This is a genomic window from Bacillus haynesii (genome assembly GCF_014042035.1).
GTDB lineage: Bacteria > Bacillota > Bacilli > Bacillales > Bacillaceae > Bacillus > Bacillus haynesii.
Window position 1 is genome coordinate 666,938 of the sequence record NZ_CP059494.1, and the last position, 18,384, is coordinate 685,321.

An 18,384-nucleotide genomic window follows, 5' to 3' on the forward strand; every position below is an offset into this window, starting at 1 on the left:
AATGACAGAGGAAATGAATCAAATTGATGTTCAAGTACCAGAGGTTGGAGATGTGGTGAAAGGTATTGTAACGAAAGTTGAGGACAAGCATGTCGATGTTGACATCCCCAACTGCAAGCAAACCGGAATTATCCCAATCAGTGAATTATCAAGTCTTCATGTTGAAAAAGCATCAGATGTCGTCAATGTAGACGATGAGCTTGAATTAAAAGTGACAAAAGTGGAAGACGATGCATTGATTTTATCAAAACGTGCTGTTGATGCAGACCGCGCTTGGGAAGACCTAGAGAAAAAGTTTGAGTCAAAAGAAGTGTTTGAAGCCGAAGTAAAGGACGTCGTCAAAGGCGGTCTGGTCGTCGATATCGGCGTGCGCGGATTCATTCCCGCATCGCTTGTAGAGGCGCATTTTGTTGAAGATTTTACAGATTATAAAGGAAAGACGCTGACTTTAATCGTCGTTGAGCTTGACAGAGATAAAAACCGCGTGATTTTATCACACCGTGCGGTTGTTGAAAAAGAGCAGTCAGAAAGAAAACAGGAATTTCTTCAAACGCTGGAAGCCGGACAGGTGCTTGAAGGAAAAGTACAGCGCCTGACAGACTTCGGTGCTTTCGTTGACATCGGCGGTATTGACGGTCTTGTTCACATTTCCCAGCTTTCGCATTCACACGTTGAAAAACCGTCAGACGTAGTCGAAGAAGGCCAGGATGTCAAAGTCAAAGTGCTGTCCGTCGACCGCGACAATGAACGAATTTCGCTATCAATCAAAGAAACGCTTCCTGGACCTTGGTCCAACATCGGTGAAAAAGTGAAGCCTGGAGACGTATTGGACGGAAAGGTTCAGCGCTTGGTGAGCTTCGGCGCATTTGTCGAAGTGCTTCCTGGAGTTGAAGGCCTCGTTCACATTTCGCAAATCTCCAACAAACACATCGGAACGCCTCATGAAGTGCTTGAGGAAGGCCAGGACGTAAAAGTGAAAGTTCTTGACGTCAATGAAGAGGAAGAACGCATTTCTTTAAGCATGAAAGAGCTTGAAGAAAATGCAGATAAAGCAGAGCAGGAAGATTACCGTCAGTACCAGGCGAAGGAAGAGTCTTCAGGATTCCAGCTTGGTGAAATGATCGGAGACAAACTGAATAAATTAAAGTAAAATTTGGTGATGATGGTGACGCGAGCAAAGAGAAAAAAAGAACACATTGATCATGCCCTGTCAACCGGACAGAAACGTCAGACCGGGCTTGATGATATCACGTTTGTTCACGTCAGCCTTCCGGAAACGGAATTGTCACAAGTTGATACTTCAACCAAAATAGGCGAACTGTTTTTAAGTTCGCCTATTTTTATCAATGCGATGACAGGCGGGGGCGGGAAGGCGACGTTTGAGATCAACAGGGCTTTGGCGAGGGCGGCTGCACAAACAGGCATACCGGTCGCTGTCGGCTCGCAAATGTCCGCTTTGAAAGACCCTGATGAGCGTCCTTCATACGAGATTGTCAGAAAAGAAAATCAGAAGGGGCTTGTATTCGCCAATTTGGGGAGCGAAGCGACAGTGGAACAGGCAAAGCGGGCGGTCGACATGATTGAAGCTGACATGCTTCAAATTCATCTTAATGTGATTCAGGAAATCGTCATGCCTGAAGGCGACCGCAGTTTTACAGGACGCCTGCGCCGGATTGAAGACATTTGCCGAAATGTCAGCGTACCGGTCGCCGTAAAAGAAGTGGGCTTTGGGATGAGCAGGGATACCGCAGCCCGGCTTTTTAACGCCGGTGTTCAGGCGGTCGATGTCGGCGGTTTCGGGGGAACGAATTTTTCAAAAATCGAAAATTTGCGCAGGGATAAAGCAGTTGAGTTTTTCGATCAATGGGGCATATCGACAGCTGCCAGCCTGGCCGAAGTCAGCTCTCTGTTCGGCGATCAGCCGATTATCGCATCCGGAGGCATTCAAGATGCCCTTGATTTGGCCAAGTCGATAGCGCTGGGAGCGTCTGCGGCAGGGATGGCGGGCTATTTTCTCCAAGTGCTGACAGCTTCGGGAGAAGAGGCGTTAGCCGCCGAAATCGAGAGCCTGATCGAAGATTTCAAAAGGATCATGACCGTCTTGGGATGCAGGACGATTGAACAGTTGAAAAAAGCACCGCTCGTCATCAAGGGCGATACATATCATTGGCTGAAAGCGAGGGGTGTTGACCCCTTTGTTTACAGCAAGCGTTAAAAAAACCGGCTGCTCATGAGCCGGTTTTTTTACGGGTTTCGCTTCCGGGCGTCCTCCGCGCTTTCGAGAGAGGCGGCACCATTGTAGCTGATGGATTGGTCACGGTCGGATTCGGTTCGCTTCTGCTGCTTCAGCTTCTTTTCCTGTCTGTCTTTTCCCACGCTGTTCCCTCCTTATCACACGTTTAAAAAATCTCAAGTCACTCCATACTGAAAATGGAGGACGAAAACATATGGAAGAATTCTATTATTATTGGTCAATGTGGTTTTTATGGGTGTTGACGACTTTTATCCTTGAGAAAAACAGCTTTCGTTTTTATGCGTCAGCATTTATTCTGCTCAACATCATTTTAAGTATGTATCAGGTACAGCTCTTTCTGTATTTTAATGCCGCCTATTTGTCGTTTTATATGGGAGCCTTCATGCTGTGCGGTTATTTGAAGCTTCATAAAAGCTTCAAGCGGCTGCTGCTTCATCTCTCGATGGTGTCTGCCTACGGTTTTTTGTTTCTGTTTGCATTATATGACCCTGTTTGGTTTATCCTAAAGCCTGAATGGCTGATCATCATCCTGTTTGTCATCATGACGGCAGCTTTTGAAAGAAGCTTCGCTGCCCGTCTCGGGCTGTTTGTACTCGGGATGTGCCAAGGGGAGCTCTTGTACACATTCGTCATCAGAAAGCTTTATGGAGACATTGCAGCGGGCGGTTATTCCTGGCTGTCAATGTGCGCTGCGGGGATCGTTCTCGTCTACGGAATATCCCAGTATGAACAGCTGATGCATCAGGTCTATCATAAATGGAAGCGATTGAATAAAGGAGCAGCAAAAATGTCATGAGCCAATATACTTATCCGATCATCTTGGGAATTATCGCCGGTATTGTTGTCAGAGTGTACATGCTCCGAACAGACTACCGCCAGTACCCCACTTATCTTCATGGGAAAACGATACATATTGCGCTGGCTTTGATCGCTGCTAGCATTGGAGCGATCATTATTCCGTCGATCTTGAAATCGGATTATACAGCGATTACGTTTTTAACGCTGGCTGCAACCCAATTCAGGGATGTCCGGAATATGGAACGGGAAACATTGACGCAGCTTGACGGCTATGAACTCGTTTCAAGAGGCAGCACGTATATCGAAGGAATTGCGATCGCCTTTGAAAGCAGAAATTACATTGTCATTTTCACATCGCTCCTGACGACCCTCGCATACATTCTGTTTTCATCGGTATGGGCAGGTCTTGCTGCTGCTTTCATCTGTTTAATTTCGGGCAGGATTTTAATGTCCGGAAGCTTTATTAAGGATATCGTCGATATAGAGTATAAAAAGCCTCATTTTGAAGGGGCCGGACTTTATGTCGACAATATTTACATTATGAATATCGGACTTCCCGAAAAGCAGAAGCTGATTTTGGAACACGGCATGGGTTTTATTTTGAAACCGAAAAATTTTAATTCCGCAGTGACAATTGCCAATCTCGGGCAAAGGCAAGCAATTTTATTTGACGTTTCCAATGTGCTCGGCGTGTATCGAGATTCTGGAGAACCCTCTCTTTCGCCGTTGGCGAAAAGAGATTTGAATGACGGGCGGGTCGCGGTTTTTGTCCTTCCGGTCATCAAGGATAAGGAGACGGCGATCAGGGTGATCGGCGATGTTCCGACGCTGGAAAACGCCATCCGCGTACCGATGGAATTCATTAAAGAAAAGCACAGCAAGGTGATAAAATGAGCGAATCAATCGAAAAATTCATTCTCGCCGTCGTCACAACAAGGCGAGACCGGGTGATCGGCGGAACGGCTGCATTTTTCTGCGACACCCCCGAGGAAATGAACACGTACGCGAAAAACCTTGAAGCCATTCTCGACGGAATCGCCCACGGAATAGGAGATGACCTTTATTTGATTGTGAAACATTTTTAATTACAGTTGTGATCTCTTTAGAAATTGATATAATATATGAGTTAAGCCCTTCTGCATGGAATAAGAAGGGTTTCTTTCTTCAAACTGATTTTTTGAAAAGAGAAGCAAATGATCATTCATTTAAAGATGGAAAAGCTTTACTGAATTGAAAGGAAGGGTACTATGGGAAAACCTGTCGTAGCCATAGTTGGAAGACCCAATGTGGGAAAGTCCACGATCTTTAACAGGATCGCGGGCGAAAGAATTTCGATTGTGGAAGATACACCTGGCGTGACGCGGGATCGAATATACAGTTCTGCTGAGTGGCTGAATCACGACTTCAACCTGATTGATACAGGCGGAATCGAAGTCGGCGATGAGCCGTTTTTGGCGCAGATTCGCCATCAGGCCGAGATCGCCATGGAAGAAGCAGATGTGATTATTTTCATGACGAACGGCCGCGAAGGCGTCACAGCTGCTGATGAAGAAGTGGCAAAAATTTTATACCGTACAAAAAAACCCGTCGTTCTGGCGGTTAATAAAGTGGATAATCCGGAAATGAGAGCAGACATTTACGATTTTTATGCCCTCGGCTTTGGCGAGCCGTACCCGATTTCAGGGACGCACGGCCTCGGTCTCGGCGATCTGCTTGACGCGGTCAGCGAACATTTTAAAAACATACCTGAGACGAAGTATGAGGACGAGGTCGTTCAATTTTGCCTCATCGGCCGGCCGAACGTCGGAAAATCCTCTCTTGTAAACGCCATGCTTGGAGAAGAGCGCGTTATCGTCAGCAATATTGCGGGAACGACGCGCGACGCCATTGACACAAGGTTTACATATAACCAAAGAGACTTTGTCATCGTTGATACAGCAGGGATGAGAAAAAAGGGAAAAGTGTATGAGGCAACTGAAAAATACAGCGTCCTCCGAGCTTTAAAGGCGATCGACCGTTCAGAAGTCGTCTGCGTCGTCTTGGACGGCGAAGAAGGCATCATTGAGCAGGACAAGCGGATTGCCGGCTATGCGCATGAAGCAGGGAAAGCCGTTGTTATCGTCGTAAACAAATGGGATGCAGTCGAAAAAGACGAGCGGACGATGAAAGAATTTGAAGAAAAAGTTAGAGATCACTTTCAATTTTTGGACTACGCGCCTGTTTTGTTTATGTCCGCTTTGACGAAAAAGCGCATCCATACGCTGATGCCTGCAGTCATGACGGCAAGCGAAAACCATTCGATGAGGGTGCAGACCAATATTCTTAATGATATCATTATGGATGCAGTGGCTATGAACCCGACGCCGACGCACAATGGAAACCGCTTAAAAATTTATTATGCGACACAAGTGGCTGTGAAGCCGCCGACATTTGTCGTATTTGTCAATGACCCTGAGCTGATGCATTTTTCTTACGAACGCTTTTTGGAAAACCGGATACGCGACGCCTTCGGATTTGAAGGAACACCAATCAAGATTTTCGCAAGAGCAAGAAAATAAAGAGGTGTAGTAAAAATGACAAAAGTATCGATTTTGGGAGCCGGAAGCTGGGGAACAGCCTTGGCGCTCGTTTTGGCGGACAACCAGTACGATGTGTGCATATGGGGCCATCGTGAAGAACTGATTCAGCAAATCAATGAACATCATGAAAACAAAGATTATCTGCCGGGTGTCAAACTTTCTGAAAACGTGCGTGCCACAACAGATCTTGAAGCTGCAGTGACAGATGTCAAGACGATCATTGTCGCCGTTCCGACAAAAGCGATCCGCGAAGTTTTGGCACAGGCTGTTTCCTCCATCAACCAAAAGGCGATTTTTGTACATGTTTCAAAAGGAATTGAGCCTGACACACTGCTTCGCATTTCTGAAATGATGAAAGAAGAAATTCCGGCTGAATTAAGGGAGGACATCGTCGTTTTGTCTGGACCGAGCCATGCGGAAGAAGTTGGTTTAAGGCACCCGACGACGGTAACCGTTTCTGCCGACAGCAGCATTGAATCGGCACAGGCGATCCAGGATATGTTTATGAATCAGAATTTCCGCGTGTATACAAATCCGGATATGATCGGCGTAGAGATCGGCGGCGCCCTGAAAAACGTCATCGCGCTTGCTGCGGGCATTACAGACGGTTTGGGATACGGAGATAACGCGAAAGCCGCGCTGATTACAAGGGGCTTGGCAGAAATCGCCCGACTCGGCACAAAAATGGGCGGAAACCCGCTGACATTCTCGGGGCTTACGGGAATCGGTGATTTGATCGTCACCTGCACAAGCGTCCATTCACGAAATTGGCGGGCCGGTAATATGCTGGGTAAAGGCTTCAAACTGGATGAAGTTCTGGAAGAAATGGGGATGGTCGTTGAGGGGGTCCGCACGACAAAAGCCGCTTATCAGCTTTCAAAGAAATTTGATGTGAAAATGCCGATCACAGAAGCATTGCACAAAGTATTGTTTGACGGCGAAAAAGTTGAGACAGCAGTCGAATCATTGATGGCAAGAGTCAAAACACACGAGATGGAAGATCTTGTGAACACATTCGAAAATCAAATGAAATGACCACCCCATCACCAACTGTTTTAATACTCTCCTCTAAGTTCGTTTAAAAAAACCGAAACATTTTGGAGACTTAGGCAAGAGAGGATACATTTGTCCGAAGACTTGCATAAAATAGAATCGAAGTCTGGAAGAGCTGTATCTTACCAATTGGGTTATATAGTCACAATCGTTATGCCTGAAGCAAAGCCCCCCTCTTTGCTTCAGGCTTTTTTTTGCGGCTTTTTCCGTTTCGAAATATTGGAAAAGCTGTTGAACTTCTGGTTTTTCTTATATAAAATGAAATATAACGCCTTACATCACAAGAAAAGGTAGAAGGAGGGCTTCAATGTGAATGTCGGTCTGTTAAAAATGTGGTTTGCCTTAGGATCAATGGGCCTGATGTTCTTAGCGGTGATTGCGATATACATAAGCAGATATAAATTTAAAAACCGTTTTTTAAAAATTATCACGTCGTTTGTCGCCTACACATGTATGCTTATCTCCGGCGTGATCGTCTTTTTTGTCGTCTTCAGCGGTCCCGTCAACGAATAATGCATAAAAAAGGAAGATTCATATGAAAATCGTAAACGTTCTGCTCGCTACTTTATTAACCGCAATCATGTTAAGCGGTTGTTTGTACCCTGAAGAAAGAAAGGCGAAAAACAGCGCACCTTATCAGCACCAGCTCAAAGAAGTGCAGGCGGCCGTTGATGAATTCAGGGAGGCGACGGGAGGGCTTCTGCCGATTAAGACAAGGGATATGAGCGTGCCAATCTATCAAAAATACCCTATCGATTTTAACAGGCTGTCCCCCCGGTATATGGCTGAGCCGCCGGGCACTTCCTATGAAAACGGCGGAGAGTACTTGTACGTTCTTGTCGATGTAGAAAAAAAGCCGACGGTCAAGCTCATTGATGTAAAAATGTCGGAAATGATCAGGGAGTTAAAGCTTCGGGTCGAAATGTATAAAGATCAGCACAAGTATCCGCCGTATAAAAAAGTCGTATCCAAGAACTTATTCATGCTTGACCATGAAAAGCTCGGACTGAAAGAGGCGCCTTCTGTCACGAGTCCGCTATCAGGCACCTCGCTGCCGCTTCTCGTCGATGAAAAAGGCGACATTCAAGTGGATTACCGGATGGATTTGGCCAAACTGATGAAGCAGTCGAAAAAAACGGTAAAGCCGGGCGAGGAAGTCCAGGATTTGATGTGGGAAGAGACGCCTTTTGTTCCGGCGTTTTCGGTCAAGTATTCGGTGAATGACAAACAGGAACCTGTTTTTCTCGAATAGAATATCGGTCAAAATGCAAGTATCAGTCATGAACCTTTCTCCTCGGCATACAATGAGGAGAAAGGTTTTTTCACGTATGCCGAAAAAATTTCCCTAAGCTGTCATATTGAAATAGGACAACGTCATACACTATAGTGTCCTGTTTTTGATTGATGAAGAAGTAAAAAATTGAAAAGGATTGGAAGTCCGGGAGGGGATCACTTGGAAAAGGTCGATATTTTCAAGGATATCGCTGAACGAACAGGAGGCGATATATACTTAGGTGTCGTAGGAGCTGTACGTACAGGAAAATCTACGTTTATCAAAAAATTTATGGAGCTAGTGGTGCTCCCGAATATCAACAATGAAGCAGACCGGGCGCGCGCACAAGATGAGCTCCCCCAAAGTGCCGCTGGCAAAACTATTATGACAACTGAACCGAAGTTTGTTCCGAATCAGGCGATGTCAGTTCATGTCAGTGACGGACTCGATGTGAATATAAGGCTTGTCGACTGTGTCGGCTATACTGTACCCGGGGCAAAGGGATACGAGGATGAAAACGGGCCGAGAATGATCAATACTCCTTGGTATGAAGAGCCGATTCCGTTTCACGAAGCTGCCGAAATCGGCACGAGAAAAGTCATCCAAGAGCACTCCACTATCGGTGTTGTGATTACGACTGACGGCACGATTGGAGAAATCGCCAGACAGGATTATATCGAGGCTGAAGAACGGGTGATCGATGAGTTAAAAGAGGTTGGAAAACCGTTTATCATGGTCATCAATTCCGTAAGGCCGTATCATCCGGAAACGGAAGCGCTCAGGCAAGAATTGATGGAAAAGTACGACATTCCGGTGCTGGCGATGAGCGTTGAAAGCATGAGGGAAGCGGACGTTCTGAGCGTTCTCAGAGAAGCGCTTTACGAATTCCCTGTACTCGAAGTCAACGTCAACCTTCCAAGCTGGGTCATGGTATTAAAAGAGAATCATTGGCTCAGGGAAAACTATCAAGATTCCGTTAAAGAAACCGTCAAAGATATTAAAAGACTGAGAGATGTCGACCGCGTCGTCGGCCACTTCAGCGAATTTGATTTTATCGAGCGCGCCAGCCTCGCCGGAATTGAAATGGGCCAGGGGATCGCGGAAATCGATTTGTATGCGCCGGATTACCTGTACGATGAAATTTTAAGGGAAGTCGTCGGCGTTGAAATCAGAGGAAAGGATCACCTCCTTCAGCTCATGCAGGATTTTGCCCATGCCAAGACCGAATATGATCAAGTATCAGATGCGTTGAAAATGGTGAAACAAACCGGCTATGGAATCGCTGCTCCCGCGTTAACCGATATGAGCCTGGATGAACCGGAAATCATCAGACAGGGTTCAAGATTCGGAGTCCGGCTGAAAGCGGTGGCGCCGTCGATTCATATGATCAAAGTCGACGTGGAAAGCGAGTTTGCGCCGATCATCGGAACAGAGAAGCAGAGCGAAGAGCTTGTCCGCTATTTAATGCAGGACTTTGAGGACGATCCGCTGTCAATCTGGAATTCCGATATATTCGGAAGGAGCCTGAGCTCGATCGTCAGAGAAGGGATTCAGGCGAAGCTGTCACTCATGCCTGAAAATGCAAGATATAAGCTGAAGGAAACGCTGGAGCGCATCATCAATGAAGGCTCAGGCGGATTGATTGCGATCATCTTATAAAAGGGAAGGCCTCTTATCATACGGGAGGTCTTTTTTTTATGTCTGAAACAGGCAGAACGGGCGCGGTGAAAGGGGTTGGGGCGACAAGTGCTTGCCGCTGGAAATAGAGGAAAGAGTATGATTAAAAAAGGAAAAACAGGAATATTTGTTCGTTTCATTCTGCTTAAACCTTGACGAATAAGGGATCATCGCTTTAAAATGCTTGATATGGCTATTCAGATGTGTTAATCTACATACAGAAAATCTTCACTTTACTGGACAAACGTTCCTCTCAAAGTGAAATTTTCGCTGAAAGCCGTGAAATGCCTTTTCTATATTTATTTGAAATTTCTGTTCAAACAGGTATAGAAACAGGTTGAACTGTGAAGAAATGATGATAATCTATTGATTGATACCTTTTGGGAGGAGGTGAAAGGCATGAACAAGACAGAACTAATCAATGCGGTTGCAGAAGCAAGCGAATTATCTAAAAAAGACGCTACTAAAGCAGTTGATTCTGTTTTTGATACAATTTTAGATGCACTTAAAAACGGTGAAAAAATTCAATTGATCGGTTTTGGTAACTTTGAGGTTCGTGAGCGCTCAGCTCGTAAAGGACGCAATCCTCAAACAGGTGAAGAAATCGAAATCCCTGCAAGCAAAGTACCTGCTTTCAAACCAGGTAAAGCGCTTAAAGACGCTGTAGCAGGAAAATAATTGTATGTATATGCCGTTTTCGCGCGTAATACATACCAATGTTGTTTCTTCACAGGAAAGCCCCTTTTCAAAGGGGCTTTTCATAATTTTAGGGCTTTTTTTCAGACAGAAAACATTTTGCCGGTAAAGAACCTTTCATTTTGCTTTTATAAGCTGAAGTGTGCTAGAATCTGAATTAAATGTATGCGTTTCTGGAGGATATAAAACAATGAGAGAAATCAACAAAGAACAAATTGAACAAGCTGTCCGGCAAATATTGGAGGCGATCGGAGAAGATCCGAACCGTGAAGGCCTTCTTGACACACCGAAAAGAGTCGCAAAAATGTACGCTGAAGTATTTGCGGGTTTAAACGAAGATCCGAAAGAGCATTTCAAAACGATTTTCGGCGAGGATCACGAAGAGCTTGTTCTTGTTAAAGATATTCCTTTTTATTCAATGTGTGAGCACCATTTAGTTCCTTTCTACGGGAAAGCCCATGTAGCCTATATCCCTAAAGGGGGAAAAGTGACAGGGCTCAGCAAATTGGCGAGAGCCGTTGAAGCGGTGGCAAAGCGTCCGCAGCTGCAGGAGCGGATTACGTCAACAATTGCCGACAGCATTGTTGAAACCCTGACTCCGCACGGTGTAATGGTTGTTGTTGAAGCCGAGCATATGTGCATGACGATGCGTGGCGTGAAAAAGCCGGGTTCAAAAACTGTCACTTCAGCTGTAAGAGGAACGTTTAGACAGGATGTAGCCGCTCGCTCTGAGGTGTTGGAGCTTATCAAAACATCATGATTAAAAATGAGAAGGTGTGCGATAAACATGACCAATAATCAATCGAATGATTTTGTCGTTATCAAAGCCGTTGAAGACGGCGTCAATGTGATCGGCCTGACAAGGGGTACGGACACGAGATTTCATCATTCAGAAAAGCTTGATAAAGGAGAAGTGATGATCTGCCAGTTTACCGAGCATACCTCTGCGATCAAGGTCCGGGGCGAGGCCTTAATTCAGACGGCAAACGGCGAGATGAAAAGCGAATCGAAAAAATAGAAAGCCGGGCTTTTTATGCCCGTTCTCATGGCATAAAACAATATCTTTCAACATATTATGGTATAATTAAACTTTCTCCGCTCAAAAAAGATACATAATCAATCAAAAGAAAAAACTGCGAATTTTGGGACAAGGGTGATATCTTTGCAAGACATCTACGGACAATTATCTTATTTGAAAATCAAGCTGAATCAAAAGCTTTCACATCCATATTTGGCGAAGCATTTGACTGCGCCGAAAGTTGATGAGGATAAGCTGTTTCTTTTCTACGCTCTGTTTGAGGAAACAGATTTAAAAGAAGCTGACAAGGAAAGTTACATCTTAACGGCGATGCTTGTTCAAACAGCCCTTGATACCCATGATGAAGTCACGACCGCAGCTTCAATTAAGCAGGACGACTATAAAAACCGCCAGCTGACCGTATTGGCCGGTGATTATTTCAGTGGCATGTACTACTCGCTGTTATCGGGTATGAAGGATATTTATATGATTCGGACGCTCGCTGCGGCCATCAAAGAGATAAACGAACATAAAATCAGGCTTTACGACCATTCCGCAAAAGATGCAGACAGCCTGAAAAAAAGCGTCAGCATAGTGGAAGCTGCACTTTTTCACCATCTCGCCGACCACTTTTATCTGCCTCACTGGAAAACAGCCGCCAATGACTTTCTTGTGTTTAAAAGGTTTGCGGCCGAAGAAAAAGCTTCAGATTCCCGGCTGCTGGAGACGATCATACAGAAAGAGTTTCCGGAAGGCCAGGCTTCATGCGGACAGCTGGCTGCTGCGGCTTATGAAGAAGCCAAGCTTGCGATCAACCAGTTGCTTGCCAAAAAGCCCGCCGTTCAAAAATGGCTTCTGAAACGCCTGCAGGAAATTCGGCCTGAAAAACGAACTTATCATCAGAAAGTGGAAGAAGGGTAATCATGGTGCAGTCAAAAGAACAGCGCGTACACGGCGTGTTTGAAAAGATCTATAAAAATTACGACCAGATGAACTCCGTCATCAGCTTTAAACAGCATAAAAAATGGCGCGACAAAACGATGGAGCTCATGAACGTTCCAAAAGGAGCCAAAGCGCTTGACGTCTGCTGCGGGACGGGAGACTGGACGATCGCGCTCGCAGATGCGGCTGGAGAGACAGGGGAAATCAAGGGCCTTGATTTCAGCAAAAACATGCTGAGCATCGCCGAACAAAAGACCGACAGCTACAGCCAGATCGAATTGATCCACGGCAATGCGATGGAACTGCCCTTCCCGGACAATACGTTCGACTATGTCACCATCGGCTTCGGGCTTCGCAATGTTCCCGACTATTTAACCGTATTAAAAGAGATGGCGCGCGTAGTAAAACCCGGCGGCCAGGTTGTATGCCTTGAGACGTCCCAGCCTGAAATGTTCGGGTTCAAACAGCTATACTTCCTGTACTTTCGTTTTATTATGCCCATGTTTGGAAAGCTCTTTGCCAAAAGCTTTAAGGAGTATTCATGGCTTCAGGAATCAGCCAGGGAATTTCCTGGTATGAAAGAGCTTGTCGCGTTGTTTGAAGAGGCTGGATTAGAAAATGTTCAATATCATCCGTTCACAGGCGGTGTAGCGGCTACACATGTCGGCTGGAAGCGATGATGACTACAGAAATACTCGGGTGAATCGATATGAAATTGACAACGTTTTATTCTTTTTTGAATGACGATATTGAATTAATAGAAAAAGAGCTTGAAAAGACCGTACACTCAGACTATCCATTGCTCAGTGAAGCGAGCCTGCATTTGCTGCAGGCCGGAGGCAAGCGGATACGTCCTGTGTTTGTCCTGCTTTCCGGCATGTTCGGTGAATACGACATCAACAAAATTAAAAATGTTGCCGTTTCACTGGAATTGATACATATGGCTTCGCTCGTACACGACGATGTCATCGATGATGCGGAGCTGAGAAGGGGACAGCCGACAATCAAAGCAAAGTGGGATAACCGGATTGCAATGTATACAGGTGATTATTTGTTCGCTCGCTCCCTTGAAGCGATGACAAAAATAAACGAACCGAAGGCCCATGAAATCTTGTCCAAGGCGATTGTCGAAGTCTGTCTTGGAGAAATTGAACAAATTAAAGATAAATATAATATGGAGCAAAATCTCAGAACCTATTTGAGGAGAATCAGGCGCAAGACGGCCCTTCTGATCGCGTCGAGCTGCCAGCTTGGCGCCATTGCTGCTGGTGCGGGTGAAAACATTCATAAAACGTTGTACTGGTTTGGCTATTATGTCGGCATGTCCTATCAAATTATTGATGACATCCTCGATTTCACCTCAAGCGAAAAAGAGCTTGGCAAGCCTGTGGGCAGTGATCTGCTTCAGGGGAATGTCACGCTTCCCGTATTATATGCACGGAAATCGCCTGAATTAAAAGCGCGCCTGATGCTGATCAACAGTGAAACGACTCCGGAACAGATCAAACCAGTGATCGAAGAGCTGAAGAAAACGGATGCCATTGAACAATCGTTCAAAGTCAGCGAAATGTATTTGAACAAGGCTTTCGAACTGCTTGAAACGCTCCCGAAAAACCGGGCACGGACAGCACTGGGCCAAATTGCGAAATACATCGGTAAACGAAAGTTCTAAAAAACGTCAAATGAGTCGAAAGTATGAATATTCTCCACCCTTTATTGATTAATTGTTTGAAAAATGCTATATTTCTGTTGTAGTGTTGAAAGCCTATACATATTAGCGGGGTGGAGAATCGACTATGGAAAAAACCTTTGTGATGGTAAAACCTGACGGCGTTCAGCGTCAGCTGATCGGCGAAATTTTGTTAAGATTCGAACGTAAGGGCTTACAATTAATCGGAGCCAAGCTGATGAAGGTCTCAGAAGAGACGGCAGGCGAGCATTATAAAGAACATAACGGGAAACCGTTTTTCGGTGAGCTTGTCGACTTTATTACTTCAGGCCCGGTATTCGCCATGGTGTGGGAAGGCGAGGACGCAATCGCGGTCGCCAGACAGCTGATCGGGAAGACGAACCCTAAGGAAGCGCTCCCAGGTACAATCCGCGGAGACTTCGGCATGTTTGTCGGAAAAAATATCATTCACGGTTCAGATTCTCCTGAAAGTGCAGCACGCGAAATCAACTTGTTTTTTAAAGAGGACGAACTTGTTGAAGACGAGAAGTTAATGAATCAATGGATTTACTAAAAATCAGCTGAAAAGCTGATTTTTTTATATGGAACAGAATCGCGGCCGGCGAGGCGGGCTTTTTCTTTTTAAAGATACAAATTTAAAAGAAAACAAGCTATAATTGTACTCATATCAGCACGACGATTAGGAGAGAAAACATGGACAATTACAGTTTCTTTGTTGATAAATGGAAAAAAATGACTGGTGTGGATTTGGCATTGTACAAAGAGGCGCAAATGAAAAGAAGGCTGACGTCTCTTTATGAGAAAAAAGGATATGGCGATTTCAGCGAGTTTGCGCTCGCTTTAGAAAAGAATGAGGCTCTTCTGCAGGAAACGCTGGACAGGATGACAATTAATGTTTCAGAATTTTACAGAAACTATAAGAGGTGGGAGGTTCTCGAAAAAACCATTTTGCCGCTTTTAAAGCCTGCGAAAACGCTGAAAGTTTGGAGTGCGGCGTGTTCAACCGGGGAAGAGCCCTACACATTATCGATGATTTTAAGCAGACAGAAAGGTCTCTCAGACTATCAGATCATCGCAACAGATATCGATGACAAAGTCCTTGCGAAGGCGAAAGAAGGCGTATATCAGGAAAGATCCTTGCAGGAAGTGCCGAAAGAGATGAAGGAACTCTATTTTACGCAAGACGGAAGCCGATTTGCCGTCAAAGACGAGATCAGGAAAAACATCCGCTTTCAAAAGCACAATTTACTGGCTGATCCGTATGAGAAAGATTTTGATATCATCGTATGCCGCAATGTGCTCATTTATTTTACGGAGGAAGCAAAAGAGAAGATCTATCATAAGTTCAGCGGCAGCCTGAAGAATAAGGGAGTTTTGTTTGTCGGAAGCACGGAACAGATCTTCAATCCGGAAAAATACGGTTTTCAATCGACAGATACGTTTTTCTATCAAAAAAGTTAGCTGACTTTTTATAAAGGGTTATGTTATAGTTTTACTTAAAAGCGTTAATGTGATGAAGGGAGAACGAAAGCATGAGGTATTTAACAGCCGGTGAATCTCACGGTCCGCAGCTTACGACAATTATCGAAGGAGTCCCAGCAGGGCTTTATATCACAAAAGAAGACATCGATTACGAGCTTCAAAGACGTCAAAAAGGCCACGGCCGCGGACGCCGGATGCAAATCGAAAAAGATCAGGCGCGGATCACAAGCGGTGTAAGGCACGGGCGTTCTCTGGGGTCGCCGATCGCTCTCGTCGTCGAAAACAATGACTGGAAACACTGGACGAAAATCATGGGTTCAGAGCCGATCACAGCTGAAGAAGAAAGCGAAATGAAACGACAGATTTCAAGGCCGAGACCGGGTCACGCCGATTTGAACGGCGCGATCAAATACGGGCACAGAGATATGCGCAACGTGCTTGAACGTTCATCTGCCAGAGAAACGACCGTCCGGGTGGCGGCAGGAGCCGTCGCCAAGAAGATCCTTTCCCAGCTCGGCATTCAAGTGGCCGGCCACGTGCTGGAGATCGGCGGAGTAAAAGCTGAGAAAACAAATTACGAATCTATCGAAGACTTGAAAAAAGTAACCGAAGAGTCCCCTGTCAGATGTTATGACGAAGATGCGGGCAAGAAAATGATGGACGCGATCGATGAAGCAAAAGCAAATGGGGATTCCATCGGCGGAATCGTCGAGGTGATTGTTGAAGGGGTGCCGGTAGGAGTCGGCAGCTATGTCCATTACGACCGCAAACTCGACAGCAAGCTGGCTGCCGCCGTACTGAGCATTAATGCTTTTAAAGGTGTTGAATTTGGCATCGGCTTTGAAGCTGCACGCAAAAACGGCAGTGAAGTCCATGACGAAATCATTTGGGACGAAGAAAAAGGCTACACGCGCGCAACAAACCGTCTCGGCGGTCTTGAAGGCGGGATGACAACGGGAATGCCGATTGTCGTCAGAGGTGTGATGAAGCCGATTCCAACGTTATACAAACCGCTCAAAAGCGTTGATATCGAGACGAAAGAGCCGTTTACAGCGAGCATCGAGCGTTCTGATTCGTGCGCTGTCCCTGCCGCAAGCGTGGTGGCGGAAGCGGTTGTTGCATGGGAAATCGCAAATGCGATCGTCGAGCAGTTTGGCGTTGACCAAATGGACCGGATCGCTGAAAATGTTGAGAAAATGAGAAAGCTTGCGAGGGAGTTTTAATGAAATCACTTCAAATCGAAACCGCTTCTTTGTCCTACCCGGTGTTCATCGGGGGAGGCATTAGAAAAAACGCGGCAGAGCTTTTGTCATCCTTGAATCTTCCGATGACGAAACTGCTTTTGATCACCGACGAAGAAGTTGATAAACGCTATGGAGAAGAGCTGTTCAGTCTTCTCCACAGCAAATGGCCTGTTAAAAAGGTTGCAGTGCCAAGCGGCGAGCAGGCCAAATCATTCGACATGTTTATGAAGCTTCAGACGGAAGCCATTCAATTTCGCCTTGACCGTTCGTCATGCATTGTGGCGCTGGGCGGCGGTGTTGTCGGCGATCTTGCAGGGTTCGTCGCTTCAACTTTTATGAGGGGTATCGATTATGTGCAATTCCCGACGACTCTGCTGTCTCATGACAGCGCAGTCGGAGGGAAAGTTGCCATTAATCATCCGCTCGGAAAAAACTTAATCGGCGCTTTTCATCAGCCGAAGGCGGTGGTATATGATACCGAATGCTTGAGTACGCTTCCGGAAAAAGAAATGCGTTCAGGTCTTGCGGAAGTCATTAAGCACGCATTTATCCGTGATGAATCTTTCTTGAACGAATTGCTTAAAATAGATTCAGTAGAAGCGATTACGACCGGCCAGCTCAGTGAAATGGTGTACAAAGGCATTTCGATTAAAGCTGAAGTTGTCTCACAAGACGAGCGCGAACAGGGAATCAGGGCCTATTTGAACTTCGGGCATACGCTTGGCCACGCCGTTGAAGCCGAATACGGCTACGGAGAGATCACCCATGGCGATGCCGTCGCTTTAGGCATGCAATTTGCTTTATTTGTCAGCGAGAAGGTGCTGAATTGTCCTGTTGACCGCACAAAAATCGCCGCCTGGCTGAAAAGTCTCGGCTATCCGGAAAGAGTGAAACGCGAAGTGTCAACAGAAGCACTTATCAACCGAATGATGAACGATAAAAAAACACGCGGAGGCATCATTCAGTTTGTCCTGCTGGATAAGATCGGCAGTGTGCGGCTGCACTCCTTTAAAGCCGAAGAAATCGAACGATGGCTGAATATGTGGAGATTGGAGGGAGACAAATGATGATGCGCGGAATTCGGGGAGCGACGACAGTTGACCGGGATACAGAAAAAGACATTACGGAGCGGACGAAGCAGCTGATCGGAAAAATGATCGATGAAAATCAGCTCAAACCTGAACAAGTCGTGCAGATCTTAATTTCTGCTACTTCTGATATTCACGCTGCTTTTCCCGCGAAGGTCGTCAGAACGTTTGAAGGCTGGCAGCATGTGCCCGTCATGTGCATGCAGGAAATGGATGTTGAACACGGCCTCAAAAAATGCATCAGAGTGATGATGACGGTTCAGACGAATATGCGGCAGGATGAAGTCCGCCACGTTTATTTGGAAAATGCAGTAACGCTCAGACCTGATTTATCATTGACAAAAAATACTGAATTGTAATACGATTGTAGAAACCTTGGAATACACAGGAGTGTGTATGGGGTTTTAGTTTAGATAAGCTGAGTATGAGACTAGGGTAGATTGAGAATGAGCTGAGATGAGCTGAGTTGAGACAAAACGTTTATTCATTCTACCCAAAAGACGTGTTCTTTTGGGTTTGTTTCGTTTTCCCCTCGTCAATTCAATCATTTGTCCTCTAAAGGCCTTCTTCTCATTCTCTCCGCCTGAATA

At 45.7% G+C, this 18,384-nt stretch carries 22 protein-coding genes; 21 read left to right on the forward strand and 1 reads right to left on the reverse strand.

Annotated elements, in window-relative coordinates:
• Position 1 precedes the first annotated feature (1 nt).
• Both rpsA and fni read left to right on the forward strand, forming a co-directional pair.
• Positions 2–1,150 carry a 30S ribosomal protein S1 gene (gene rpsA / locus H2R00_RS03320; RefSeq protein WP_154998151.1) on the forward strand — a complete coding sequence of 383 codons (1,149 nt, stop codon included), beginning with the start codon at positions 2–4 and terminating at the stop codon, positions 1,148–1,150.
• A 15-nt stretch (positions 1,151–1,165) separates the two neighbouring features.
• Positions 1,166–2,215 carry a type 2 isopentenyl-diphosphate Delta-isomerase gene (fni, locus tag H2R00_RS03325; protein ID WP_182071014.1) on the forward strand — a complete coding sequence of 350 codons (1,050 nt, stop codon included), beginning with the start codon at positions 1,166–1,168 and terminating at the stop codon, positions 2,213–2,215.
• Positions 2,216–2,244: 29 nt separating this feature from the next.
• Here the strand turns inward: fni and H2R00_RS03330 are convergent, their stop codons facing one another.
• Positions 2,245–2,376: a YpzI family protein gene (locus H2R00_RS03330; protein ID WP_003183025.1), complete on the reverse strand. Its 132-nt coding sequence runs from the start codon at positions 2,374–2,376 to the stop codon at positions 2,245–2,247.
• A 71-nt stretch (positions 2,377–2,447) separates the two neighbouring features.
• Here H2R00_RS03330 and H2R00_RS03335 point away from each other — a divergent pair, with 71 nt between their 5' ends.
• The 19 genes from H2R00_RS03335 (at position 2,448) to aroH (ending at position 18,153) form a co-directional block, all read left to right on the forward strand.
• On the forward strand, positions 2,448–3,050 hold the full coding sequence (locus tag H2R00_RS03335; RefSeq protein ID WP_182070461.1) for a YphA family membrane protein: 603 nt from the start codon (positions 2,448–2,450) through the stop codon (positions 3,048–3,050).
• Positions 3,047–3,946, forward strand: coding sequence for a YIEGIA family protein (locus tag H2R00_RS03340; protein ID WP_154998157.1), 900 nt, complete (start codon positions 3,047–3,049; stop codon positions 3,944–3,946). Before H2R00_RS03335 ends, H2R00_RS03340 begins: the two co-directional genes overlap by 4 nt.
• Positions 3,943–4,137 carry a capping complex subunit for YIEGIA gene (locus H2R00_RS03345; RefSeq protein ID WP_003183019.1) on the forward strand — a complete coding sequence of 65 codons (195 nt, stop codon included), beginning with the start codon at positions 3,943–3,945 and terminating at the stop codon, positions 4,135–4,137. The genes H2R00_RS03340 and H2R00_RS03345 overlap by 4 nt, the downstream gene beginning before the upstream one ends.
• Before the next feature lie 162 nt (positions 4,138–4,299).
• Positions 4,300–5,610, forward strand: coding sequence for a ribosome biogenesis GTPase Der (gene der, locus H2R00_RS03350; RefSeq protein ID WP_154998159.1), 1,311 nt, complete (start codon positions 4,300–4,302; stop codon positions 5,608–5,610).
• 15 nt (positions 5,611–5,625) lie between these two features.
• Positions 5,626–6,666, forward strand: coding sequence for an NAD(P)H-dependent glycerol-3-phosphate dehydrogenase (locus tag H2R00_RS03355; protein ID WP_182070462.1), 1,041 nt, complete (start codon positions 5,626–5,628; stop codon positions 6,664–6,666).
• A gap of 327 nt (positions 6,667–6,993) precedes the next feature.
• Positions 6,994–7,197, forward strand: coding sequence for a DUF2768 domain-containing protein (locus H2R00_RS03360; protein WP_003183013.1), 204 nt, complete (start codon positions 6,994–6,996; stop codon positions 7,195–7,197).
• 22 nt (positions 7,198–7,219) lie between these two features.
• Positions 7,220–7,936 carry a YphF family lipoprotein gene (locus tag H2R00_RS03365; protein ID WP_154998163.1) on the forward strand — a complete coding sequence of 239 codons (717 nt, stop codon included), beginning with the start codon at positions 7,220–7,222 and terminating at the stop codon, positions 7,934–7,936.
• A 201-nt stretch (positions 7,937–8,137) separates the two neighbouring features.
• Positions 8,138–9,616 carry a stage IV sporulation protein A gene (gene spoIVA, locus H2R00_RS03370; protein ID WP_020451964.1) on the forward strand — a complete coding sequence of 493 codons (1,479 nt, stop codon included), beginning with the start codon at positions 8,138–8,140 and terminating at the stop codon, positions 9,614–9,616.
• A gap of 417 nt (positions 9,617–10,033) precedes the next feature.
• Positions 10,034–10,312, forward strand: a complete 279-nt coding sequence (gene hbs / locus H2R00_RS03375) for a non-specific DNA-binding protein Hbs (protein WP_003183006.1) — start codon at positions 10,034–10,036, stop codon at positions 10,310–10,312.
• Positions 10,313–10,520: 208 nt separating this feature from the next.
• Positions 10,521–11,090 carry a GTP cyclohydrolase I FolE gene (gene folE, locus H2R00_RS03380; protein WP_020451963.1) on the forward strand — a complete coding sequence of 190 codons (570 nt, stop codon included), beginning with the start codon at positions 10,521–10,523 and terminating at the stop codon, positions 11,088–11,090.
• A gap of 27 nt (positions 11,091–11,117) precedes the next feature.
• Positions 11,118–11,348, forward strand: a complete 231-nt coding sequence (gene mtrB / locus H2R00_RS03385) for a trp RNA-binding attenuation protein MtrB (protein ID WP_011198073.1) — start codon at positions 11,118–11,120, stop codon at positions 11,346–11,348.
• A gap of 144 nt (positions 11,349–11,492) precedes the next feature.
• Positions 11,493–12,269: a heptaprenyl diphosphate synthase component 1 gene (locus tag H2R00_RS03390; RefSeq protein ID WP_043928826.1), complete on the forward strand. Its 777-nt coding sequence runs from the start codon at positions 11,493–11,495 to the stop codon at positions 12,267–12,269.
• A gap of 2 nt (positions 12,270–12,271) precedes the next feature.
• Positions 12,272–12,970, forward strand: a complete 699-nt coding sequence (locus tag H2R00_RS03395) for a demethylmenaquinone methyltransferase (protein WP_182070463.1) — start codon at positions 12,272–12,274, stop codon at positions 12,968–12,970.
• Between the two features lie 29 nt (positions 12,971–12,999).
• Positions 13,000–13,962, forward strand: a complete 963-nt coding sequence (gene hepT / locus H2R00_RS03400) for a heptaprenyl diphosphate synthase component II (RefSeq protein WP_154998169.1) — start codon at positions 13,000–13,002, stop codon at positions 13,960–13,962.
• Between the two features lie 124 nt (positions 13,963–14,086).
• Positions 14,087–14,533, forward strand: a complete 447-nt coding sequence (gene ndk, locus H2R00_RS03405) for a nucleoside-diphosphate kinase (protein WP_003182994.1) — start codon at positions 14,087–14,089, stop codon at positions 14,531–14,533.
• 140 nt (positions 14,534–14,673) lie between these two features.
• Positions 14,674–15,441 (forward strand): CheR family methyltransferase, encoded by a 768-nt coding sequence (locus tag H2R00_RS03410; protein ID WP_154998171.1) that lies wholly within the window; start codon positions 14,674–14,676, stop codon positions 15,439–15,441.
• 71 nt (positions 15,442–15,512) lie between these two features.
• Entirely contained in the window at positions 15,513–16,685 is a 1,173-nt protein-coding gene (aroC, locus tag H2R00_RS03415) for a chorismate synthase (RefSeq protein ID WP_182070464.1), read from the forward strand.
• Positions 16,685–17,773 (forward strand): 3-dehydroquinate synthase, encoded by a 1,089-nt coding sequence (gene aroB, locus H2R00_RS03420; RefSeq protein WP_182070465.1) that lies wholly within the window; start codon positions 16,685–16,687, stop codon positions 17,771–17,773. The genes aroC and aroB overlap by 1 nt, the downstream gene beginning before the upstream one ends.
• The gene (gene aroH / locus H2R00_RS03425; protein ID WP_154998177.1) at positions 17,770–18,153 is read left to right on the forward strand and encodes a chorismate mutase; all 384 of its coding nucleotides are present in this window, start codon (positions 17,770–17,772) and stop codon (positions 18,151–18,153) included. Before aroB ends, aroH begins: the two co-directional genes overlap by 4 nt.
• Positions 18,154–18,384 lie beyond the last annotated feature (231 nt).